Annotated in this window: 16 protein-coding genes and 1 other annotated feature (1 of these 17 cut by a window edge); of the genes, 5 read left to right on the forward strand and 11 right to left on the reverse strand. The window is 49.9% G+C overall.

The annotated features are described in order from the left end of the window. Positions 1-74 (reverse strand) — a binding site (T-box leader); it reaches 186 nt to the left of the window's first position. A gap of 144 nt (positions 75-218) precedes the next feature. From ACFQ88_RS13405 to ACFQ88_RS13415, 3 genes are all read right to left on the reverse strand, one after another. Further along, on the reverse strand, positions 219-1,385 hold the full coding sequence (locus tag ACFQ88_RS13405; protein WP_239626628.1) for a Gfo/Idh/MocA family protein: 1,167 nt from the start codon (positions 1,383-1,385) through the stop codon (positions 219-221). Between the two features lie 152 nt (positions 1,386-1,537). After that, a complete protein-coding gene (locus ACFQ88_RS13410) occupies positions 1,538-1,951 on the reverse strand; it encodes a CBS domain-containing protein (protein WP_239635478.1) in 414 nt (137 codons plus the stop codon). Positions 1,952-2,108: 157 nt separating this feature from the next. Continuing rightward, a complete protein-coding gene (locus ACFQ88_RS13415) occupies positions 2,109-3,275 on the reverse strand; it encodes an amidohydrolase (RefSeq protein ID WP_379454456.1) in 1,167 nt (388 codons plus the stop codon). A 214-nt stretch (positions 3,276-3,489) separates the two neighbouring features. Between ACFQ88_RS13415 and ACFQ88_RS13420 the strand changes: the two genes are divergently transcribed. Further along, complete coding sequence (locus tag ACFQ88_RS13420) at positions 3,490-3,831, forward strand: YugN family protein (RefSeq protein WP_239626632.1); 342 nt, start codon at positions 3,490-3,492, stop codon at positions 3,829-3,831. 12 nt (positions 3,832-3,843) lie between these two features. Further along, positions 3,844-5,013, forward strand: a complete 1,170-nt coding sequence (gene ftsW / locus ACFQ88_RS13425; RefSeq protein ID WP_239626634.1) for a putative lipid II flippase FtsW — start codon at positions 3,844-3,846, stop codon at positions 5,011-5,013. A gap of 56 nt (positions 5,014-5,069) precedes the next feature. Here ftsW and ACFQ88_RS13430 read toward each other — a convergent pair whose 3' ends face one another. Then, positions 5,070-5,456 (reverse strand): Asp23/Gls24 family envelope stress response protein, encoded by a 387-nt coding sequence (locus ACFQ88_RS13430; protein ID WP_239626636.1) that lies wholly within the window; start codon positions 5,454-5,456, stop codon positions 5,070-5,072. Positions 5,457-5,545: 89 nt separating this feature from the next. Next, positions 5,546-6,331, reverse strand: a complete 786-nt coding sequence (locus ACFQ88_RS13435) for an SDR family oxidoreductase (protein ID WP_379454457.1) — start codon at positions 6,329-6,331, stop codon at positions 5,546-5,548. Positions 6,332-6,449: 118 nt separating this feature from the next. Here ACFQ88_RS13435 and cax point away from each other — a divergent pair, with 118 nt between their 5' ends. After that, positions 6,450-7,484 carry a calcium/proton exchanger gene (gene cax / locus ACFQ88_RS13440; protein WP_379454900.1) on the forward strand — a complete coding sequence of 345 codons (1,035 nt, stop codon included), beginning with the start codon at positions 6,450-6,452 and terminating at the stop codon, positions 7,482-7,484. Between the two features lie 62 nt (positions 7,485-7,546). Here cax and ACFQ88_RS13445 read toward each other — a convergent pair whose 3' ends face one another. The 4 genes from ACFQ88_RS13445 to ACFQ88_RS13460 all read right to left on the reverse strand — a co-directional run bounded on the left by ACFQ88_RS13445 (position 7,547) and on the right by ACFQ88_RS13460 (position 10,139). Beyond that, positions 7,547-7,834 (reverse strand): Fpa/YlaN family protein, encoded by a 288-nt coding sequence (locus tag ACFQ88_RS13445; protein ID WP_239626641.1) that lies wholly within the window; start codon positions 7,832-7,834, stop codon positions 7,547-7,549. A gap of 232 nt (positions 7,835-8,066) precedes the next feature. Further along, positions 8,067-8,315, reverse strand: a complete 249-nt coding sequence (locus tag ACFQ88_RS13450; protein WP_094015036.1) for an HPr family phosphocarrier protein — start codon at positions 8,313-8,315, stop codon at positions 8,067-8,069. Between the two features lie 94 nt (positions 8,316-8,409). Further along, the gene (locus ACFQ88_RS13455; RefSeq protein WP_239626643.1) at positions 8,410-9,525 is read right to left on the reverse strand and encodes an aminopeptidase; all 1,116 of its coding nucleotides are present in this window, start codon (positions 9,523-9,525) and stop codon (positions 8,410-8,412) included. Positions 9,526-9,545: 20 nt separating this feature from the next. Beyond that, complete coding sequence (locus ACFQ88_RS13460; RefSeq protein WP_239626645.1) at positions 9,546-10,139, reverse strand: TVP38/TMEM64 family protein; 594 nt, start codon at positions 10,137-10,139, stop codon at positions 9,546-9,548. Between the two features lie 342 nt (positions 10,140-10,481). Here ACFQ88_RS13460 and rpsD point away from each other — a divergent pair, with 342 nt between their 5' ends. Further along, complete coding sequence (gene rpsD, locus ACFQ88_RS13465; RefSeq protein WP_239626647.1) at positions 10,482-11,081, forward strand: 30S ribosomal protein S4; 600 nt, start codon at positions 10,482-10,484, stop codon at positions 11,079-11,081. Between the two features lie 174 nt (positions 11,082-11,255). Here rpsD and tyrS read toward each other — a convergent pair whose 3' ends face one another. Further along, positions 11,256-12,509: a tyrosine--tRNA ligase gene (tyrS, locus tag ACFQ88_RS13470; RefSeq protein ID WP_239626649.1), complete on the reverse strand. Its 1,254-nt coding sequence runs from the start codon at positions 12,507-12,509 to the stop codon at positions 11,256-11,258. 568 nt (positions 12,510-13,077) lie between these two features. Between tyrS and ACFQ88_RS13475 the strand changes: the two genes are divergently transcribed. Next, positions 13,078-16,203, forward strand: coding sequence for a transglycosylase domain-containing protein (locus ACFQ88_RS13475; protein WP_379454458.1), 3,126 nt, complete (start codon positions 13,078-13,080; stop codon positions 16,201-16,203). Positions 16,204-16,404: 201 nt separating this feature from the next. On the opposite strand, the gene acsA is transcribed toward ACFQ88_RS13475, so the two are convergent. Beyond that, positions 16,405-18,132 (reverse strand): acetate--CoA ligase, encoded by a 1,728-nt coding sequence (gene acsA, locus ACFQ88_RS13480; RefSeq protein WP_379454459.1) that lies wholly within the window; start codon positions 18,130-18,132, stop codon positions 16,405-16,407. Between the last annotated feature and the right edge of the window lie 69 nt (positions 18,133-18,201).

Raw genomic sequence — 18,201 nt, forward strand, 5'->3', positions numbered from 1 at the left:
ACACCGGCTTTCAGCAATCACCGGCTCTCTGGGGAACAACATCATAGCGTACTCTTTCTCGTCATCGAATTTAGTTAGGTTTGCTTTTTATTGTTATAATCCAATTGCTAGCATTTGTCAAGAGGCATGCCGCAATTTGTGCGAGGAGCCTGTTCTTTTATTTTGAGAAAAGAAAAAGGAACCGGCAGGAATAACCCGCCGACTCCTTAATGAATTGATTAATGAGTACCTCTTACGTCCATTTCCACTTGCTTCGTTTCTTTTTGGTACGTAGAGTTGTTAATGCGCTCTTGCAGCTTCTCGTAGTACAAGTCCTCATTGATAGGCAAGTCTACCCAGTTGTCGGTCCAGGAAGACAAATGCATCGCGTTCGACAGCGTCAAGCCTTTGATGCCTTCCTCGCCTGGCGCCAGCAGCTTCTCGCCTTTCAAGATGTGGTTGACGAAGTTTTGGGTAATGCCTTTGTGTCCAGGGCCTGGAGCGCCTTTAATCGGAATCTCGCATTTCCATACTTCCGGAGAACCGAAGCCGCCTTTGAACTCACGGTTGAACTCAGGCTCAGGAGTACGCAAACGCCAGAACGTCAGCTTCTCATCCTCGATTACGATTTTGCCGCGGTCGCCTGTGACTTCGAAACGGTTCGTTCCCGGAGCTTCGCCAGTCGTAGTTACGAACAAGCCGGTTGCCCCGTTCTCGTATTCTACATAAGCCGTTACGTCGTCTTCCACTTCGATGTTACGGTATTTACCGAAACCGCAAAATGCTCTGACGCGTTTTGGCATCATGTCGATCGTCCACTGCCACAAGTCCAGCTGATGCGGGTCTTGGTTAATCAGAACGCCGCCGCCTTCGCCGGCCCATGTAGCGCGCCAGCCGCCGGAATCATAGTAGCTTTGCGAGCGGTACCAGTTCGTAATGATCCAGTTCGTGCGGCGGACTTCGCCCAATTCACCGGAGCTGATAAGATCTCTCAGCTTTTGGTACAGAGGGTTTGTCCGTTGATTATACATAATTCCGAAGGCTTTGCCGGATTTCGCAGCAGCTTCGTTCATTTCCCGTACTTGCTTCGTATACACGCCGGCCGGCTTCTCAACCAGCACGTGGTACCCGTGTTGGAACGCCTGAATAGCCGATACCGGATGATCATAGTGAGGCGTTGCTACGATAACAGCGTCGAAGGCTCTGGAAGCGAAGAAAGCTTCGAGATTGTCGAACAGCTGAATGTTCTTGTTTCCATGATTTGCTCTAACCCAGTCCAGTCGGGATGCATCTGTATCCACAATGGCGGTCAGCTCTGCGCCTTTGACAGCGTTGTCTACCAAATAACCCGTATGGCCTTTACCCATGTTGCCCACACCGATCAATCCGATGCGCACTTTGTCCATTCGTGTCCCCTGCCTCTCGATTCATATTCGATACTATGTAAGCGCATTTTCGCTTGCCTCTTCATTATATATTGCACACGTGAACATTACAATAAAAAAAAAGAGAAAATCGCACCTCTTTTCGCAAGGCCGACCTTCTCTGCGGCAAATGGTTATCGCACCGTCGCTTTATCTTTTTCGGAAATTTGACTCAGCGCTTCTCCCGCTTCGTCTTCGAATTTATCGCGTACCGCCAGGTCGCCGATCGAAACGATACCGACCAGCTCTCCGTTCTCGCATACAGGCAAACGGCGGATTTGCTGGCTGGCCATCAGCTTCACCGCTTCATCCACCGTCGTTTCCGGCGTAGCAGTCGTAATTTGGTTGCTGCTCATGACTTCCTTCACCGCAGTGGAACCTTCCTTCTTATCGGCAAAGCCGCGAATGACAAGGTCGCGGTCGGTGATTACGCCGATCAGCTTCTTGCCTTCAACGACAGGAATAAAGCCGGTATCCTCCTGCTTCATCTTAACAGCAACTTCATATACGTTATCCAGCAATGTGACGGTAGCGCAATCCTTCGTCATAATTTCCTTCAAGGTTCTAGAATTCAAGAATAATCCCTCCCGAAAAAGTTAGTCTCGGACAGACGCACACGGATGGTGCCGCTGCTCTTGCACCGCAGACATAGATTCTCCTTAAACCCTGCTCGCCATGCGCCTTGAAGGCTGTCACATATCGGCATTACATCCTTTTTTGACAGTCGGACACCATGCTGATGAACAGCTTGGCCGCCACGGCCATCGACGCCTCATCGATATCGAATTTCGGGTGATGATGCGGATGAACGATTCCCTGCTCCACGTTTCCCGCGCCTACGAACATGAAGCAGCCCTTTTTATGATGCAAGTAATAAGCGAAATCCTCTCCCGCCATAATTAGCGGCGAAGGCTTTACATCTGCCGCATGCGCGCCTGCGCGGAAGAATCGCTCCGCTTCCCCTTCATCATTAATAACCGGCGGATAGCCTAGCTTATAATCAATCGCGAAGTCCGCCCCATGCATTCGGCATGTTTGCTCAACCATTGTTTCGAGCCGCGCCTTGACTTCCATTCTAAGCTCGGGATCGAACGTCCGTACTGTTCCGTTCAGCATCGCTCTTTCTGCGATGACATTGAAGCTCGATCCGCTGTGAAACGATCCTACCGACACAACACAGGGCTGGGTTGGATCGACGGTACGGCTTACGATAGTCTGCAGATTGACCACAAGATGGGACGCAATTGCAATGCTATCCACCGTCTCGTGCGGAAGCCCTCCGTGGCCGCCTTTTCCTTTGACCACGATCTCGAATTCGTCCGCCGCGGCCATAATCGGCCCCGCCTTGCAATAAGCCGTTCCCACAGGAAATGGCGTCCACAGGTGGATGCCGTATACGTAATCGACATCATCCAGCGCTCCATCCTGAATCATGCTGTTCGCACCGCCCGGAGACAGCTCCTCCGCGTGCTGGAACAAAAACACCACATCTCCTTTCAGCTTGTCGCGATGCTCGGCCATAATTTTGGCGACGCCGAGCAGTGTCGCCGTATGCGCATCATGCCCGCATGCATGCATAACGCCGGATACCTTCGAAGAAAACTCGCATTGCTTCTCGTCTTGAATCGGCAAAGCATCCATATCGGCACGCAAGGCGACCGTTGGCCCGTCTCCATTACCATGCAGCCGTCCGACAACCCCGTTGCCGCCGACTCCGGTACGGACCTCGATCCCCCATTCCTGCAAATGCTTGGCTACATACGCGGCTGTCTCCTTCTCGTGATAGGACAGCTCCGGATGCTGGTGCAAATATCTGCGCCAGCCCACCATTTCCGGATATAACAGATCCACCTTCTCCAATAAGGTTTCCATACGCTATTACCTCCGGTTTTTTCTTTCTTTTTCAGCTTATTTTTCATTTTACCAAATGCCCGGCTTTGTTTCATCCATGTGTCACAAGAATTTCAAATTTTTGTTGCGAGTTCGCTTGGACATTTTGCATTAGGCTTGCACAACTCTGGGAAACATACTATCATGAATAAAGAATTAGAATTGATGTACTTGACTTTCTAGGAGGGCTTTACTAGTGATTATTGAAAACAGCGGATTAAAAGGGCTTAAAAGCGATCTTGCCCATTTAGATGAAGCAACGGCAAAGCTTGGTTTTGTTCGTTGGCAGTGGGAATACTATCGTGCCACTTACGACCTGAAAATTGAAGGCAACGGTAAGGAATATTTCTTGCGCATGAACACCCGCGTAGAATCCGGCAAGCTGGAATCGCCTTACGCTATTCTTTACATAGAAGACCTTTACATCGGGGTTGCGACATTCCCTCACGGTCTGGACTATCAGTCTTCGATTCCAGATTCCATTATGAAAATCGCGCAGCAAAAGCTTGCCCAGCTGAAAACCGAATTGTCCGAATAAGCGGAGGTCATCATGACTCCCCCGCGCAGAGGAACGCCGGATTTTTTGCTGCTTTTTTTAACGTTTTCGCTAGTATGTTTCGGATTGGCTATGGTATTCAGCGCGAGTATGGGATATGTACGCATTGACCCGAAGACGAAGATTGCGTTCAACGATCCATCGTATTTGGTTATTCGTCAGGCTATATCCATTGCATTGGGTACTATAGCCATGTTTTTTTGTATGAACATTGATTTCCGCAAGCTGAAAAACTGGGTTCGGCCTATGTTTGTCGTTGTGGTCATCATGCTCCTGCTCGTTCCCATTATAGGCAATGAAGTAAACGGTGCCAAAAGCTGGTTTATTATCGCCGGGTTCGGTATACAGCCCGCCGAGTTTGCCAAGCTTTCGGTTATTTTGTATCTTGCCTCGCTTATATCCAAGAAAGACGAACGGATCGAGGATTTTAAGAAAGGGCTTCTCCCAGCCTTGCTTATCGTCGGCTTCATATGCGCGCTCATTATGCTGCAGCCCGATCTCGGTTCGACCATGATATTGCTGCTATGCTCTGCTACTATTATTGTTGTCAGCGGCGCGAGACTAAAGCATATTTTTAATCTTACGCTAGCAGCGGCCGGTATGCTTTCCGTCATTATTACAGTTTATGTGATCAGTAAGGGCGGAGAAAGCTACCGAATCGACCGGTTCAAGTCGTTCATGAACCCGTGGGCGGATCCGGAAGGTACCGGGTATCATCTGATCCAATCGCTGTACGCGTTCGGACACGGAGGATTTTCCGGCGCCGGCTTCGGACAAGGCATCCAAAAGCTGCATTATTTGCCCGAGGCTCATAATGACTTCATCTTCGCCATTATTGGCGAGGAGCTCGGATTTGTCGGGGCTTCCCTGTTTATCATCATCTACCTGGCCTTCTTATGGCGAGGATTGACGGTTGCCGTACGATGCGACGACCGCTTCGGAACGCTTGCCGGCGTAGGCATCATCGGAATGATCAGTATTCAGGCCTTAATCAATCTCGGCGGCGTAACCGGCAGCATCCCGCTCACCGGCGTAACACTTCCGCTGATCAGCTACGGAGGATCCTCCATGCTAGTTACGTTGATCAGCATCGGAATTTTACTCAGCTTATCGCGAGAACATAATAAGCCGGATAAAGAAACGTCAACGAAAAAGAGAGCCTGAACCGGCTCTCTTTATTTTTGTTTGCGTATGTAGTAAGGCTAGTTCGACATTCTCGTCTATTTTACGCGCTGCGGATCTTCCGCTACGACAGCCTCTTCCTCGCGGAATGCGACGCCTTCCACTTTGACATTGACTTCGACTACGGAGAGACCGGTCATATTCTCAACCGCATCGCGAACGTTGAGCTGCAAATCGCGGCAAACTTCCTGAATTTTGCTTCCGTAGTGGACAATGACCCGCAAATCAATAGCTGCTTCCACCTGACCTACTTCGACAGAAACACCTTTTTGTACGTTTTTGCCGCTAAGCCGTTTGGCCAAACCTTCGGAAATGCCTCCCGACATCGCGGCGATCCCAGGAGTCTCCAACGCAGCTAATCCTGCGATTGTCGAAACGACATCATCTGAAATGCGAATAAGACCTGATTGAATTTCTTCGGACATACGGATCACTCCTTAATGGGTTATAGTTCCATTGTAATGACTTCCCAAGTGGAAAGCAACTTGTCCGAAAACGGACTTACCTTTCACGTCTACAGCGATTTTACGGCACCGCCGTCCACATGGAATACCGACCCGGTCATGTAGCTGTTCAGCGGCGACAGCAAATAGGCGGCAATGGTTGCCAGCTCGCTCGGCTGGCCGTACCGTCCGAGCGGGATGTCCTTGCGGAGCGCCTGCTGCACTTCTTCTATTGTAGTATTCTCCCGTTCCGCTCTTAGCGAATCAAGCTCGACAAGCCGATCCGTCATAATCCGACCCGGACATACCGTATTCAGCAAAATGCCGTCTTGCGCAAATTCCATCGACAACGTCTTCATTAAACCGACAACGCCCGTACGGAACGTATTCGACAGGACGAGTCCGGGGATCGGCGTCTTGACGGAGGTGGACGCAATCGTGACGATTCTGCCGCCTTGGGCCGCCAAGTGCGGATGGAACCCGCGAATGAGCCTGACTACGCTCATCATATTGCCGAAGAACGCCTTCTCCCACGCTGCATCGTCGAATGATAAAAAGCTCCCGCTCGGCGGGCCTCCCGCATTACACACGAGCGCATCCACACGATCAAACCGCTTGGTAGCGAATTGAATCAGCTTCGCAATATCGTCCGCATTGCTCACATCCACCGCCATCGATTCAACCTTGACGCCGTATTGCGCGCGAATCGTTTCGGCCGCTTCCGCAATTGCCCGCTCGCTTCGGCTGCACAGCAGCAAATTCGCTCCTTCCGCCGCCAATTGCTCGGCTATAGCCCGTCCCAAGCCTTTGCTGGACGCGGTAACTACCGCGGTTTTTCCTTTGAGCATCAAATCCATAATACAGTCAGCCTCCTTAAAAGGAATAAGTTTACATCATCCTAAAAAATGGGTATAGTAGAATAGGTTTTGTTCATTTAGGTATACTCTACCATAAGAGGTGATCGTTTTGAAAAGCATGTTTTCCATCGGGCTGGTCGTGAGCTTCGTTCTAAGCGCTATCGCTCACTATTCCGGCCTGGTATCCTCCACCGTGCAGTTCATCATATCCTGTATAGCCATTTTGTTTGTCGCAGGCTTTCTCGGAAAAGCTACGGAAAGCGTCGCCCATTATGCGGGTGAACGGCTGGGCGGATTTTTGAATGCGACGTTCGGTAATGCGGCGGAGCTGATCATTGCGATCTTCCTGGTCAAAGACGGCATGTTCGACGTAGTGAAGGCAAGTATCACCGGTTCGATCATCGGCAACTTGCTGCTTGTCCTTGGACTCAGCTTGTTCATCGGAGGATTGAAATATAAGGAGCAAACCTTTAACATCAAGCTTGCCGGACATAACGGGTCCTTGATGCTGCTGGCTGTGATAGCTTTGTTCATTCCTGCAGCCTTCGCTCAAAGCTTGACGACCTCGGAAACGGCAAACCTGAGCATCCTAGTCGCCATCATTCTGATTGTGGCCTACTTGCTGTGGCTGCTATTCTCTATGGTTACCCATAAAAACGAGCTTGCCGACGAAGCAGTCGAGCACGGGGAGCCGGCTTGGTCCAAAGGAACTTCGATTCTGTTCCTGATTATCGCTACGGTCATGGTAGCGTTCGAGAGCGAGTGGCTGGTCGGCACATTGGAGAGCATCACCCACAAATTCGGCCTATCGGAGCTGTTCGTCGGGGCCTTTCTGATCGCCATCATCGGCAATGCGGCTGAACATAGCGCAGCGGTTATGCTTGCCAGAAAAAACCGGATCGGCGCAGCCGTAGAAATCGCTGTCGGAAGCAGCTTACAGATTGCCCTGTTCGTAGGACCGGTGCTTGTCCTTATATCTCTTCTCTTCGGTCAGACGATGAACATCGTATTCACCACCTTCGAGCTTGTAGCCATAGGCGTTGCCGCCATCATTGCGAAGTCGATCTCTCAAGACGGCACGACCAATTGGTTCGAAGGGGTTCTGCTGCTGGTTGTATACTGTATTCTCGGCATCGCCTTTTTCCTCGTTTAGCACCCGGTCGCCTTATATACATACATTTAGCTGCAAGAAAAAAGTAGCCTCCAAATGGAAGGCTACTTTTTCATGTTCAATGCTTCATATAGCTCAGCCAAATTGCGTTCGAGCTTAACCAGAATCTGCTTGCCTACCTGATCTGATATCAGCTCAGCCCTAATGGCAAAATCGATCTCTCTGGATAACCCATACATCTGTGTATCTAATACCTCTTCATACAGAGGACATTTACGGGTAGTTAAGTTCTCCATCTGTACTTCGATGAGCTTTTCAATTTTATCTGCATCTTCCTGAAGAAGATGAAGTGCTTTCTGAGACAGGCTAAGTAACAAATCGGATGATGACATCAAGCTTTTCCCCCCCTGTACGTACGAGTTCATAGCTTAATATTAGTCGATATTGCCTCAAGAAACAAGAGAGCGGGTAGCTGTTGTCCATATTTCCTTTAATCCCCAAGGGAATGATCGTTTCTGTCGACAGACGGCCGATATTTTGATACGGAATTCCATTACATCTTCCTATGTGGTAACAAAAAAACGGCATTTTCGCCAAGGACGAAAATACCGTTATGTCTCGCTTTTAGTCTTGGATACTGTTGATTTGCAGATTGTGCTTGGCGAACACTTCCGCCATAGCTTTCTTGGCTTCCTCAGCGTCAGGACCATGAACGTGCAGATCGTAGTTGCTGCTAGTCAGCAAGGTAGTGAACAAGCCAAGGATGCTCTTCACATCGATATACTTGTTATCATACTGCAATACAATGGACGATCTGAATTTGTTCGCTGTTTGTGAAATCTCTACAATTGCGGCGTTGTTGGCACTTGACATATTTAATCCCTCCATGCGATCAATAACATAACATTGAAAAAAGATAAATCGCTTTCTTTTTCATGATACATTGGAAAGGAATAACACGCAACTACTATTTCAAATGTTCCGGGTTCAGCCCTTCCAGCTCCGGTATCACAAATCGTCCATCCTTACGGATCAATACGTCGTCGAAATAAATTTCGCCCCCGCCGTACTCCGGACGCTGAATGAGCACCAAATCCCAATGCACGGAAGAACGGTTGCCGTTGTCCGCCTGCTCATAGGCTTGGCCCGGTGTAAAGTGCAGGCTGCCGTCGATCTTCTCGTCAAACAGCGTATCTTTCATCGGAGTGGAAATATGCGGATTGAAGCCCAGGCTGAACTCGCCGATATAGCGCGCCCCTTCATCCGAATCCAGAATTTTATTCAAACGCTCCGTATTGTTGGAGGTCGCTTCGACAATTTTGCCGTTCTCAAACCGGAACGTAATGTTCTCGAACGTAATGCCCGACTTCACGGAAGGCGTGTTGTAGCTGATGACCCCGTTGACGGAATCGCGGACCGGCGCAGTGTACACTTCCCCGTCGGGAATGTTGCGTCTGCCGCAGCATTTGACGGAGCCGATTCCTTTAATGGAAAACTGGATATCGGTTCCAGGCGAGACGATTCTCACACGATCGGTACGATTCATAAGGTCCTGCAGCGGTGTCATGGCGTCAGCCATTTTAGCGTAATCGAGATTGCATACGTCAAAGTAAAAATCCTCGAACTTGGCCGTGCTCATATTGGCCAGCTGAGCCATCGACGGACTTGGGTAGCGCAGCACAACCCAGCGGGTTCTTTTTACACGCTGCTCCAGATGAACCGGTTTGCTGTAATAAGTTTCGTACAGCTTCATTTGGGCTTCCGGGACATCGGACATCTCGCTCACGTTGGAGCCGCCGCGGATCGCTACATAGCAGTTCATATCCTGCATCCGCTTCAGGTCCATTGCAGCCCAATGCTCCATCTGCTCTTTCGTAGCCTGCTGAAGCAATGCGCTTCGAACGGACGGCTCCACAAGCTCGACAAAAGGCTGTCCGCCGCGGGCGTACACTTCCTCCACAAGGCATTTGGCAATCTCCCACTCGGAGCCGATAATTTCGATCAGCACCTTTTCTCCGGCTTGAACATCCAATGAATAGCCTACAATATTTTTTGCTAGCTGCTGCAAACGTGGATCGCGCATAATCTCTTCTCCTTTGTCGTTTAGGATACCTTATTGTTTCCGTTGTCGAACCATTTCTTCTTATAAATATTACCGATGATTAGCAGAATGACGAAAATGAGCACCAACAGCAGCAGTCTGCGCTTGTACTGATGAAAATACAGCAGATCGTGTCCGAGCATCGATTCCAAGAGGATCATCGGAAGCTTCCCCACCACAGTGCCGAGCACAAAATCTCGGGTTCTCACTTTCATAACCGCCGCTGCCAAACTAATCCCGAAGGAGGGCAGTACGGGAATCACCCTCGAGATCGCTATGTAAAGAAATCCGTTTTGTTCAAGCTTGGAATTGAATTTCTTAATGTAAGCGTATTGTTCCAGCTTTTTCTCTACCCACCCCCCCGCATAATGACGGGCAACCCAAAACAAACATATGGAGCCCAGAACGGCCATCGCATAATTGACGACGAACCCGGCCCATAAACCGAATATGAGTACATTGGCGCCTGCAATGACGACAAAGGGGACAATCGGAAAGACCGTCTGCAAAAAAGCCAGCAGCCCTCCCGCCAGATGCCCCCATATTCCCCATGATTGCAGGAGCTCGGACAAATGACGGACATTCCATTCGGCCAAAGAGCATTCCTCCTTCTACATTCATTTATTGTACCACTTTTCAGGTGCTTTTCCACAATGCATATGAGGTTGTTGCATAATCGATAAAAACCGTTGAGCCACTTGACATTGGTAGGTAATTTCCTTTAGAATAAGAAGTCGAGATAAGCGTGTTCCCGATACAGGATTCGCGTTTATGGTGGAAGCATGTGTCACCCTCACTGATTTTGTTGCTGACAAGACAGCGGCTGAGATTCTTGTCAGGTGCCGGGGCCGAACGCTTCAGGCTTTAAACAAAATCGAGCATATGTTTCACCCGAGGAAACCACCCACCATTCTATTTAACAAAGGAGCTCATTATACATGTCACGCTACACAGGTCCTAAATTTAAACTTAGCCGTCGTTTGGGTATTTCCCTTAGCGGCACAGGAAAAGAATTGAAGCGCCCATTCCCTCCAGGACAACACGGTCCGGGACAACGCAAAAAAATGAGCGGTTACGGCATTCAATTGCAAGAGAAACAAAAGCTTCGCCATATGTATGGAGTGAACGAAAAACAATTCCGCAACCTGTTTGACAAAGCTACCAAACAACAAGGTATCGCGGGTGAAAACTTCATGATCTTGTTGGAAAGCCGTTTGGACAACCTGGTTTACCGTCTTGGCTTTGCTAACTCCCGTGCAGGCGCTCGTCAATTGGTATCCCATGGTCACGTTACTGTTAACGGTAAAAAAGTGGACATCGCTTCTTACCTCGTGAGCACTAGCGACGTAATCGGTCTTCGTGAAAGAAGCCGCGGCTTGTCTTCCGTTAAAGAAGCTTTGGCAAACCGCAACTACTTGCCAGCTTACCTGGAGTACAATGACGCTGCTGTAGAAGGTAAATACACTCGTCTTCCTGAGCGTTCCGAATTGCCTCAAGAAATCGACGAGAAGCAAATCGTCGAGTTCTACAGCCGTTAATTTTTGAATTTGGTTACTCAAAACTGTCCTTCACTTATGTGGAGGGCAGTTTTTTATTATACTTAATATTTGCCCTCATCCCCCTTGGAACAGCAGGTCCCCTTCGATTTGCAAAAAGAAGAGCTTGTTCCCGCTCCGTGTCGAGCGGCGAATAAGCTCTTCTCTTTTGAAACCTTATACGAATTTGGCCAGGAAGTAATTGCGCTTGCCGCGGCGAATAACGATGTACTTGCCTTCCAATCCGTCCTCAGGACGAATCACCTTGTCCAGCTCCGTCACTTTGCTGCCGTTAAGCGATACGGCGCCGCTCTCGATATCCTGCTTGGCTTGACGCTTCGACGGTACCGCCTTCACGGCAACCAGCAAATCGATCAGCGTAGTTTCGGCTGTAATTTCCGTAGAAGGAACGTCCTGGAATGCATCCTCGATCTCGCGGCCCGTCAGTATGTCCACATTGCCGCTGAACAGCACTTCCGATATTTTGATCGCGCTCAGAGTCGCTTCCTTGCCGTGTACAAGCTCCGTCACTTCACGTGCGAGAACACGCTGCGCTTCGCGTTTTTCCGGACTCGCCTGAACCTGCTCCTCCAGCTTGCCGATCTCTTCCGGCGTTAGGAATGTAAAGTATTTCAGGAATTTTACTACGTCATTGTCGTGCGTATTGATCCAGAACTGGTAGAACTGGTACGGAGACGTTTTGTCCGCATCGAGCCATACTGCGCCACCGGCCGTTTTACCGAATTTCGAGCCGTCGCTCTTGGTCACAAGAGGCATCGTTAAGCCGAACGCCTTGTTTCCTGTCGTTTTGCCGATCAAATCGAGACCTGCCGTAATATTCCCCCACTGGTCGCTACCTCCGACTTGCAGTGAGCAATTAATATCGCTGTTCATTCTAAAGAAGTCGTATGCTTGTAAGATCATGTAAGTAAACTCGGTAAACGAGATTCCATTCGCCAGACGGGAATCTACGCTGTCTTTGGCCAGCATGTAGTTAACGGAGAAATATTTGCCGACATCCCGCAGGAACGAGATAATGTTCAGCTCGCTCAGCCAGTTGTAATTGTTCGCCATCCGGGCCGGATTCTCGCTATGATCGAAATCGAGAAAACGCGACAGCTGATTCTTCAGCTTCTCGGTCCATAGCTCCACCACGTCTTGAGTGTTCAAGGAGCGTTCCGTCGAACGGCCGCTTGGGTCCCCGATCATCCCGGTTCCTCCGCCTACGAGAGCGATCGGCAGGTGTCCCGCCATCTGGAACCGCTTCAAGCACAGGATCGGCAGCAAATGGCCGATATGAAGACTGTCAGCCGTCGGATCGAAGCCGGCATACAAGACGACCCTATCCTCTTCGAGCTTCTTGGCCAATCCTTCTTCATCCGTCAATTGATGAATTAATCCTCTGTACTGCAATTCTTGTAAAATGTTCATGTTCGAGCCGACTCCCTTCTTTAATTGGAAAATTAAAAAAAGCCCTCTCATCCACAAAGGGACGAGAAGGCTGTTGCTCGCGGTACCACCCTAATTAAAGCTGCCAAAACGAAATCTGTAGTCTGTAATATTGCAAGCGGAGACTGTGATTGCGCGGCAAGGCTTTCACTTTGATAACGATAACGGGTCAGACCCGGCAGGAAGCTACTTGTGCGAGACTATTGCGGGCGACTACTGTACCTAGGTACTTAGCTCCAGCATTTTGCACGTTCCCCTCCCCTGCTCCGGACGGTAATTCGAATGAAGGTCAACTGCCGATTCGCACCACCATCGGCTCTCTGGGAGCTTGATACCTTATTCTACTGCAGCAGTGTCAAGGGTTCCACCCATCGACCGCCAAATCCATCATAGCATTTGCAATATTCGGTTAAACCATGTTATATCACAAGCGATTGCGGTTGTCAAACGTTATGTCACTTATTCTTCTTTTCGTTTGTGTTCACGGTTTCCGCCTTTATGCTATAATGAACTACGTATGTTTTCCAAAATCGGGAGGATTTTTATCGGTATGGAGATGGAGAAAAATAGCAATAAGGTCAAAAAAGTATTATGGAACATAGGTAAATATACGCTCATTACTTTGAAATGGACATTCATCGGTTGCGTTATCGCCGGGTTTCTTGGCGGGGGAGCCGCATTCGGCTATGTTTCTGCACTTGTAAAGGAGGACCCTGTACGGAGCAAGGAATCGATGGTTACCCAAGTACAGGAGAATGCGATTACCGGCTTCGTCTACTTCAATGACGATAGCGTCATTGGGCAGCTTCGATCGGAGGAAGACCGCCGGATGGCCGAGCTGAGCGAAATTCCGCAGCAGCTCCTGGATGCCGTATTTGCCATCGAGGATAATAACTTTTACGAGCATCACGGGATCGACTTCAAAGGCTTGGCACGCGCCGTCGTCCAAAAGCTGTTGAGAGAAGACATTCAAACCGGAGGCAGCACGATTACCCAGCAGCTGGCTCGCCGTGTGTTCTTATCTCTGGACAAAGAGGACAGCAGGAAAGCCAAAGAAATCTTCCTCGCCATGAGGATGGAACGGCTAATGTCTAAAGATGAGATCCTTCTCGCCTACTTGAACAAGATCCCTTACGGAAACGGCTCGTCCGGCTACAATCTGTACGGAATCAAAGCTGCGGCAAAAGGCATTTTTAACATTAGCGATCTAAAAGAGCTGAACATTGCACAAGCCGCGTACTTGGCAGGATTGCCGCAGCAGCCGAGCAACTACTCGACCTTCACGAGCAAAGGGCAATTCGACGGAGCGGCTTTCAAACGAGCCGTAAACCGGCAGCAGCTAGTGTTACGGCGCATGCTGGAGGAAGGTCGCATTAATCAGGAGCAGTACAATGAGGCCATGAACTTTGACTTGCGAGCTTCTTTGGCGGAGCCTGCGAAGAAGGCTTACTCCACCTACCCTTATCTGATGCTGGAGGTTGAGAAGGAAGCCGCCAAGACGCTGCTGAAGGTGCAAGACCCTAAAACGGCTGAACAGCCAAATACGGATGCATACAACGAAGCTTTGAAAAACGTGCAGGCGCAAATGAACCGCGGCGGTTATCATATTTATACGACCATCGACAAGGACATTTACGATTCGATGCATGAGATTGCGGAGAATCCTAAGAACTTCACTCCCGATGACCCGACCAAAGGGATCGAGCAAGTCGGCGCCGTTATGATGGAGAGTAAAACCGGAGCCATTCTCGGGATGATCGAAGGGCGGGACTTCTTCAAGGAGCAGCTCAACCATGCGACGCAGGCATACCGCCAGCCGGGCTCTACGATGAAGCCTATAGCGGCTTACGTACCGGCTATCGAGAAAGGCGCCATCCAGCCGGCATCGATTATCGACGACGTCCCGGTCATTTTGAAGGACGGCACGAAGGTAGGCTACCATATCCCGGAAAACTGGGATGATCAATACCACGGCCTGGTTACGGCCCGCAGAGCATTGAACCAGTCCTATAACATTCCGGCGATCAAGCTGTTCCTGGACGTAGTCGGAATTAAGGAAGCTTGGGACTTCGCCAAGAAGCTGGGCATCACGACCATTACCAAAGAGGATTATGTTGCGCAGACCGGAGTTATCGGCGGCTTGCGGTACGGGGTTTCCGTCAAGGAATTGACCAGCGCGTATTCGGCCATCGGGAACAAAGGGATACATAACGACGCTTATCTGATTCGTAAAATTACGGATTCCAACGGCAAAACGGTCTACGAGCATGAGCTCAAGCCGGAGACGCTGTTCTCCGAGCAAACCGCCTACCTGATGTCGGATATGATGCGTACCGTTATTACTGCGGGGACGGCTACGGACCTGATGAGCAAGTTCAAGCATTATGGCAAAATGCCTATCGTAGGGAAAACCGGCTCCACTCAGGACGATGCGGACGCCTGGTTTATGGGGTATACACCGGACGTTACGTTAGGTGTCTGGATCGGTTACGATTCGCCTGTTCACAAGCTGAGCAAGAAGACGGGCGGTACGAACCGGGCCAAAGATATTTGGGCTCTGTCCATGGATGCGGCGATTAATAAAAAGCCGGACTATTTCCCGACCAAAGAATTTAAGCGTCCGGAGAATATCGTGGAGATGACCGTATCCAGTCTGTCTGGCAAGCTGCCAAGCGAAGCTACAACCAAAGCCGGCAAGCTGGTTACCGATTTGTTCAACAAAAAAGCGATTCCGACTGAGGAAGACAATGTGATGGTTAAGCTCCCTATCGTGTCGTACAACGGAATCAATTACATTGCCCAATCCACAACACCGGCAGACTTCGTTCAGGAGAAAACCGTAATCAAGCGCGAGAAATCGCTGACAAGCATTATGAAGGAGCTTCAGGGCATCATTTCGAAAATTCCTGAGGACCGCCGTCAGCCGCTGGCAAAATACCGGCCAACGGATTATGACGAAGACGCGCCTTCCGAGACGGATCCAAGAACGGATGACGGCAATCCGCCTGCGGCACCTACAACGGTTGTAGCCACCCACTCGGAAGGCAACAGCGTTATTACGTTCCAGGCCAGCGGAAGTGCCGATGTCGTCGGTTACAGGCTTTACCGCTCCGTTAATAACGGCGGATTCCAGCGTGTGAACGGCAAGGTTATCCTGGCTGGGCAGGAAACGAAATTTACGGACTCGACGACGGCCACTAGTCCCGTTGGCTATTATGTTACTGCTGTCGACGTGGCGGGCAAAGAATCCGCTCCAAGCAAAGGGGCTTATACGGACGGTACCAGCATGGATCTCCTGGCCTTGGCGGATGGCAATAACACGGGCAGTCAAGGCAATTCCAAGGACAAGAACGATAATAACGAAACGAAACCAGGAGGCTCGACGCCTTCCGGACCGGCCAAGGAGGTACCTGCCGCACCTTCCGGGCTTACGATTAAAGCTAACGGAAACAGCCTTATGATGCAGTGGAAGGCGAATCCGGATAAGGATAAAGTAAAGCAATACAGCATCTATTACAGCGATAAGGAAAACGGAAACTACAAAAAGCTGGGTAACGTGCTTAACGGCACGGAATTCCGTTATTTTGCCGCCGAATACGACGGCTACTACAAGATATCGGCAGTGAACGAGCTGGGCGAATCCAAATTGTCCGCACCGGTACACTACAAAAAGTAAGAAAAACCTCTAACGAGGTCCTTCCACGGAGGAGCGACCTCGTTAGAGGTAGTTTTATAGCCAAATAGAAATTTCACATCCGATGACCTCGGAAAGTTAAAAATTCTGAATTTGATAACAAAAAAACACCCTGCAGGGAAGGCCTGAGAGCCGATTCCTTGCAGGGTGTCTTGTTTCTATAAGCTATACAACAAATGCTGATTAGTCCTCAATGGTGGAAAGGTCACCTGTTGGCAGGTTCAATTCCCAAGCCTTCAATACGCGGCGCATAATTTTACCGCTGCGGGTTTTAGGAAGCTTATCCTTGAATTCAATTTCTCTTGGCGCTGCATGCGCCGATAAGCCGACTTTTACGAATTTGGCAATGTCCGCTTTCAGCTCCTCGGACGGCTCAAAGCCTTCACGCAAAGCGATAAACGCTTTAATAATTTCGCCGCGCATAGGATCCGGCTTCCCGATTACGCCTGCTTCGGCAACGGCCGGATGCTCTACAAGCTTGCTCTCGACTTCAAACGGACCTACCCGCTCGCCGGCCGTATTGATGACGTCATCGATCCGTCCTTGGAACCAGAAGTAGCCGTCTTCGTCAGCATAAGCGGAGTCGCCGGAGATATACCAGCCTTGAATACGGAAGTACTCCTCGTACTTCGCCGGGTTGTTCCAAATCTTGCGCATCATGGACGGCCAAGGCGTCTTGATCGCCAGGTTGCCCATACGGTACGGCGGCAAAATGTTGCCTGCATCGTCGACGATAGCCGCTTCTACACCAGGGATCGGCTTGCCCATGGAACCAGGACGAATTGCCATAGCAGGATAGTTACAGATTAACTGTCCGCCGGTTTCCGTCATCCACCATGTATCGTGGATCCGCTGATTATATACCTTTAATCCCCAACGTACGACTTCAGGGTTAAGAGGCTCACCTACGCTAAGCACATGACGAAGTGAGGACAGATTGAACTGCTTCGACACATCGTCTCCTGCACCCATGAGCATGCGGAACGCCGTTGGAGCGCTGTACCAGACGGATACGCCGTACTTCTCCAGCGTCCGATACCAATCCTGAGGGCTGAATCTTCCGCCTCGGATGACATTCGTTGCGCCGTTCAGCCAAGGTGCAAAAATACCGTAAGAAGTACCGGTTACCCAACCCGGGTCCGCTGTACACCAGTAAACATCGTTGTCCTGCAAATCCAGCACGATGCGTCCTGTATAAAAATGCTGCAGCATCGCGTTATGGACATGGAATACGCCCTTCGGTTTTCCGGTCGAACCGGATGTATAATGAATCAGCATTCCGTCTTCGCGGTCCACCCATTCGATGTCGAGTTGATCGGAGGCTTGAGCCATTTCCTGATGGAAGTCGATCTGTCCTTCGGATAACTGAATATCCTCGCCGACAAGAATCACATGCTTCAATTCGGGCAGCTCCGCAACCGGAACACGGGATACCTGCGAGGGCGTCGTAATGATGGCTACCGCTCCGCTATCCTGTAGACGGTCCTTAACGGCGGTCTCCATGAATGCCTCGAAGAGAGGACCAACCACTGCGCCCACCTTGAGGGAACCGATTAAAGAAAAGTACAGCTCCGGAGTTCTTGGCATGAAGATAAACACGCGATCTCCCTTGCCGATGCCCAGCTTGCGGAGGACATTACCGAAGCGGTTGGATTGAAGCTTCATTTGCTCATATGTGTAGCTCTCGTCCCGCTTGTCATCACTGTAGTATAATGCAATTTTATCGCGTCTCTCGGCGGATTCCGCATGGCGGTCGATCGCTTCGTAAGCCATGTTCACTTTTCCGGTAGAAGACCAGGAGAATTGCTTCTCGATAGCTTCCCAGCTGAAATGGGCGCGCTCTTCCTCGTAATTTTTCATATTCGCTGTTGTAGATACGGCTTCAATAATTTCTTTATTTGCGTGATCCATTCTGCTACCTCCTAAAATGAACATTTTTCCATTTTCATTGAAACGCTTTCATTCATAAGTAAGATCGAT

This window comes from Paenibacillus sp. NPDC056579 (assembly GCF_042793215.1).
In the GTDB taxonomy this organism is placed as follows: Bacteria; Bacillota; Bacilli; order Paenibacillales; family NBRC-103111; genus Paenibacillus_S.

Excerpts from the sequence above, each read along its gene's own strand:
- ACFQ88_RS13475 (WP_379454458.1), top strand. The coding sequence starts at position 13,078 with ATGGAGATGGAGAAAAATAGCAATAAGGTCAAAAAAGTATTATGGAAC.
- cax (WP_379454900.1), top strand. The coding sequence starts at position 6,450 with ATGTTTTCCATCGGGCTGGTCGTGAGCTTCGTTCTAAGCGCTATCGCT.
- acsA (WP_379454459.1), bottom strand. The coding sequence starts at position 18,132 with ATGGATCACGCAAATAAAGAAATTATTGAAGCCGTATCTACAACAGCG.
- ACFQ88_RS13445 (WP_239626641.1), bottom strand. The coding sequence starts at position 7,834 with ATGTCATCATCCGATTTGTTACTTAGCCTGTCTCAGAAAGCACTTCAT.
- ACFQ88_RS13430 (WP_239626636.1), bottom strand. The coding sequence starts at position 5,456 with ATGTCCGAAGAAATTCAATCAGGTCTTATTCGCATTTCAGATGATGTC.
- ACFQ88_RS13455 (WP_239626643.1), bottom strand. The coding sequence starts at position 9,525 with ATGCGCGATCCACGTTTGCAGCAGCTAGCAAAAAATATTGTAGGCTAT.
- rpsD (WP_239626647.1), top strand. The coding sequence starts at position 10,482 with ATGTCACGCTACACAGGTCCTAAATTTAAACTTAGCCGTCGTTTGGGT.
- ACFQ88_RS13405 (WP_239626628.1), bottom strand. The coding sequence starts at position 1,385 with ATGGACAAAGTGCGCATCGGATTGATCGGTGTGGGCAACATGGGTAAA.
- tyrS (WP_239626649.1), bottom strand. The coding sequence starts at position 12,509 with ATGAACATTTTACAAGAATTGCAGTACAGAGGATTAATTCATCAATTG.
- ACFQ88_RS13450 (WP_094015036.1), bottom strand. The coding sequence starts at position 8,315 with ATGTCAAGTGCCAACAACGCCGCAATTGTAGAGATTTCACAAACAGCG.
- ACFQ88_RS13435 (WP_379454457.1), bottom strand. The coding sequence starts at position 6,331 with ATGGATTTGATGCTCAAAGGAAAAACCGCGGTAGTTACCGCGTCCAGC.
- ACFQ88_RS13410 (WP_239635478.1), bottom strand. The coding sequence starts at position 1,951 with ATGACGAAGGATTGCGCTACCGTCACATTGCTGGATAACGTATATGAA.
- ftsW (WP_239626634.1), top strand. The coding sequence starts at position 3,844 with ATGACTCCCCCGCGCAGAGGAACGCCGGATTTTTTGCTGCTTTTTTTA.
- ACFQ88_RS13415 (WP_379454456.1), bottom strand. The coding sequence starts at position 3,275 with ATGGAAACCTTATTGGAGAAGGTGGATCTGTTATATCCGGAAATGGTG.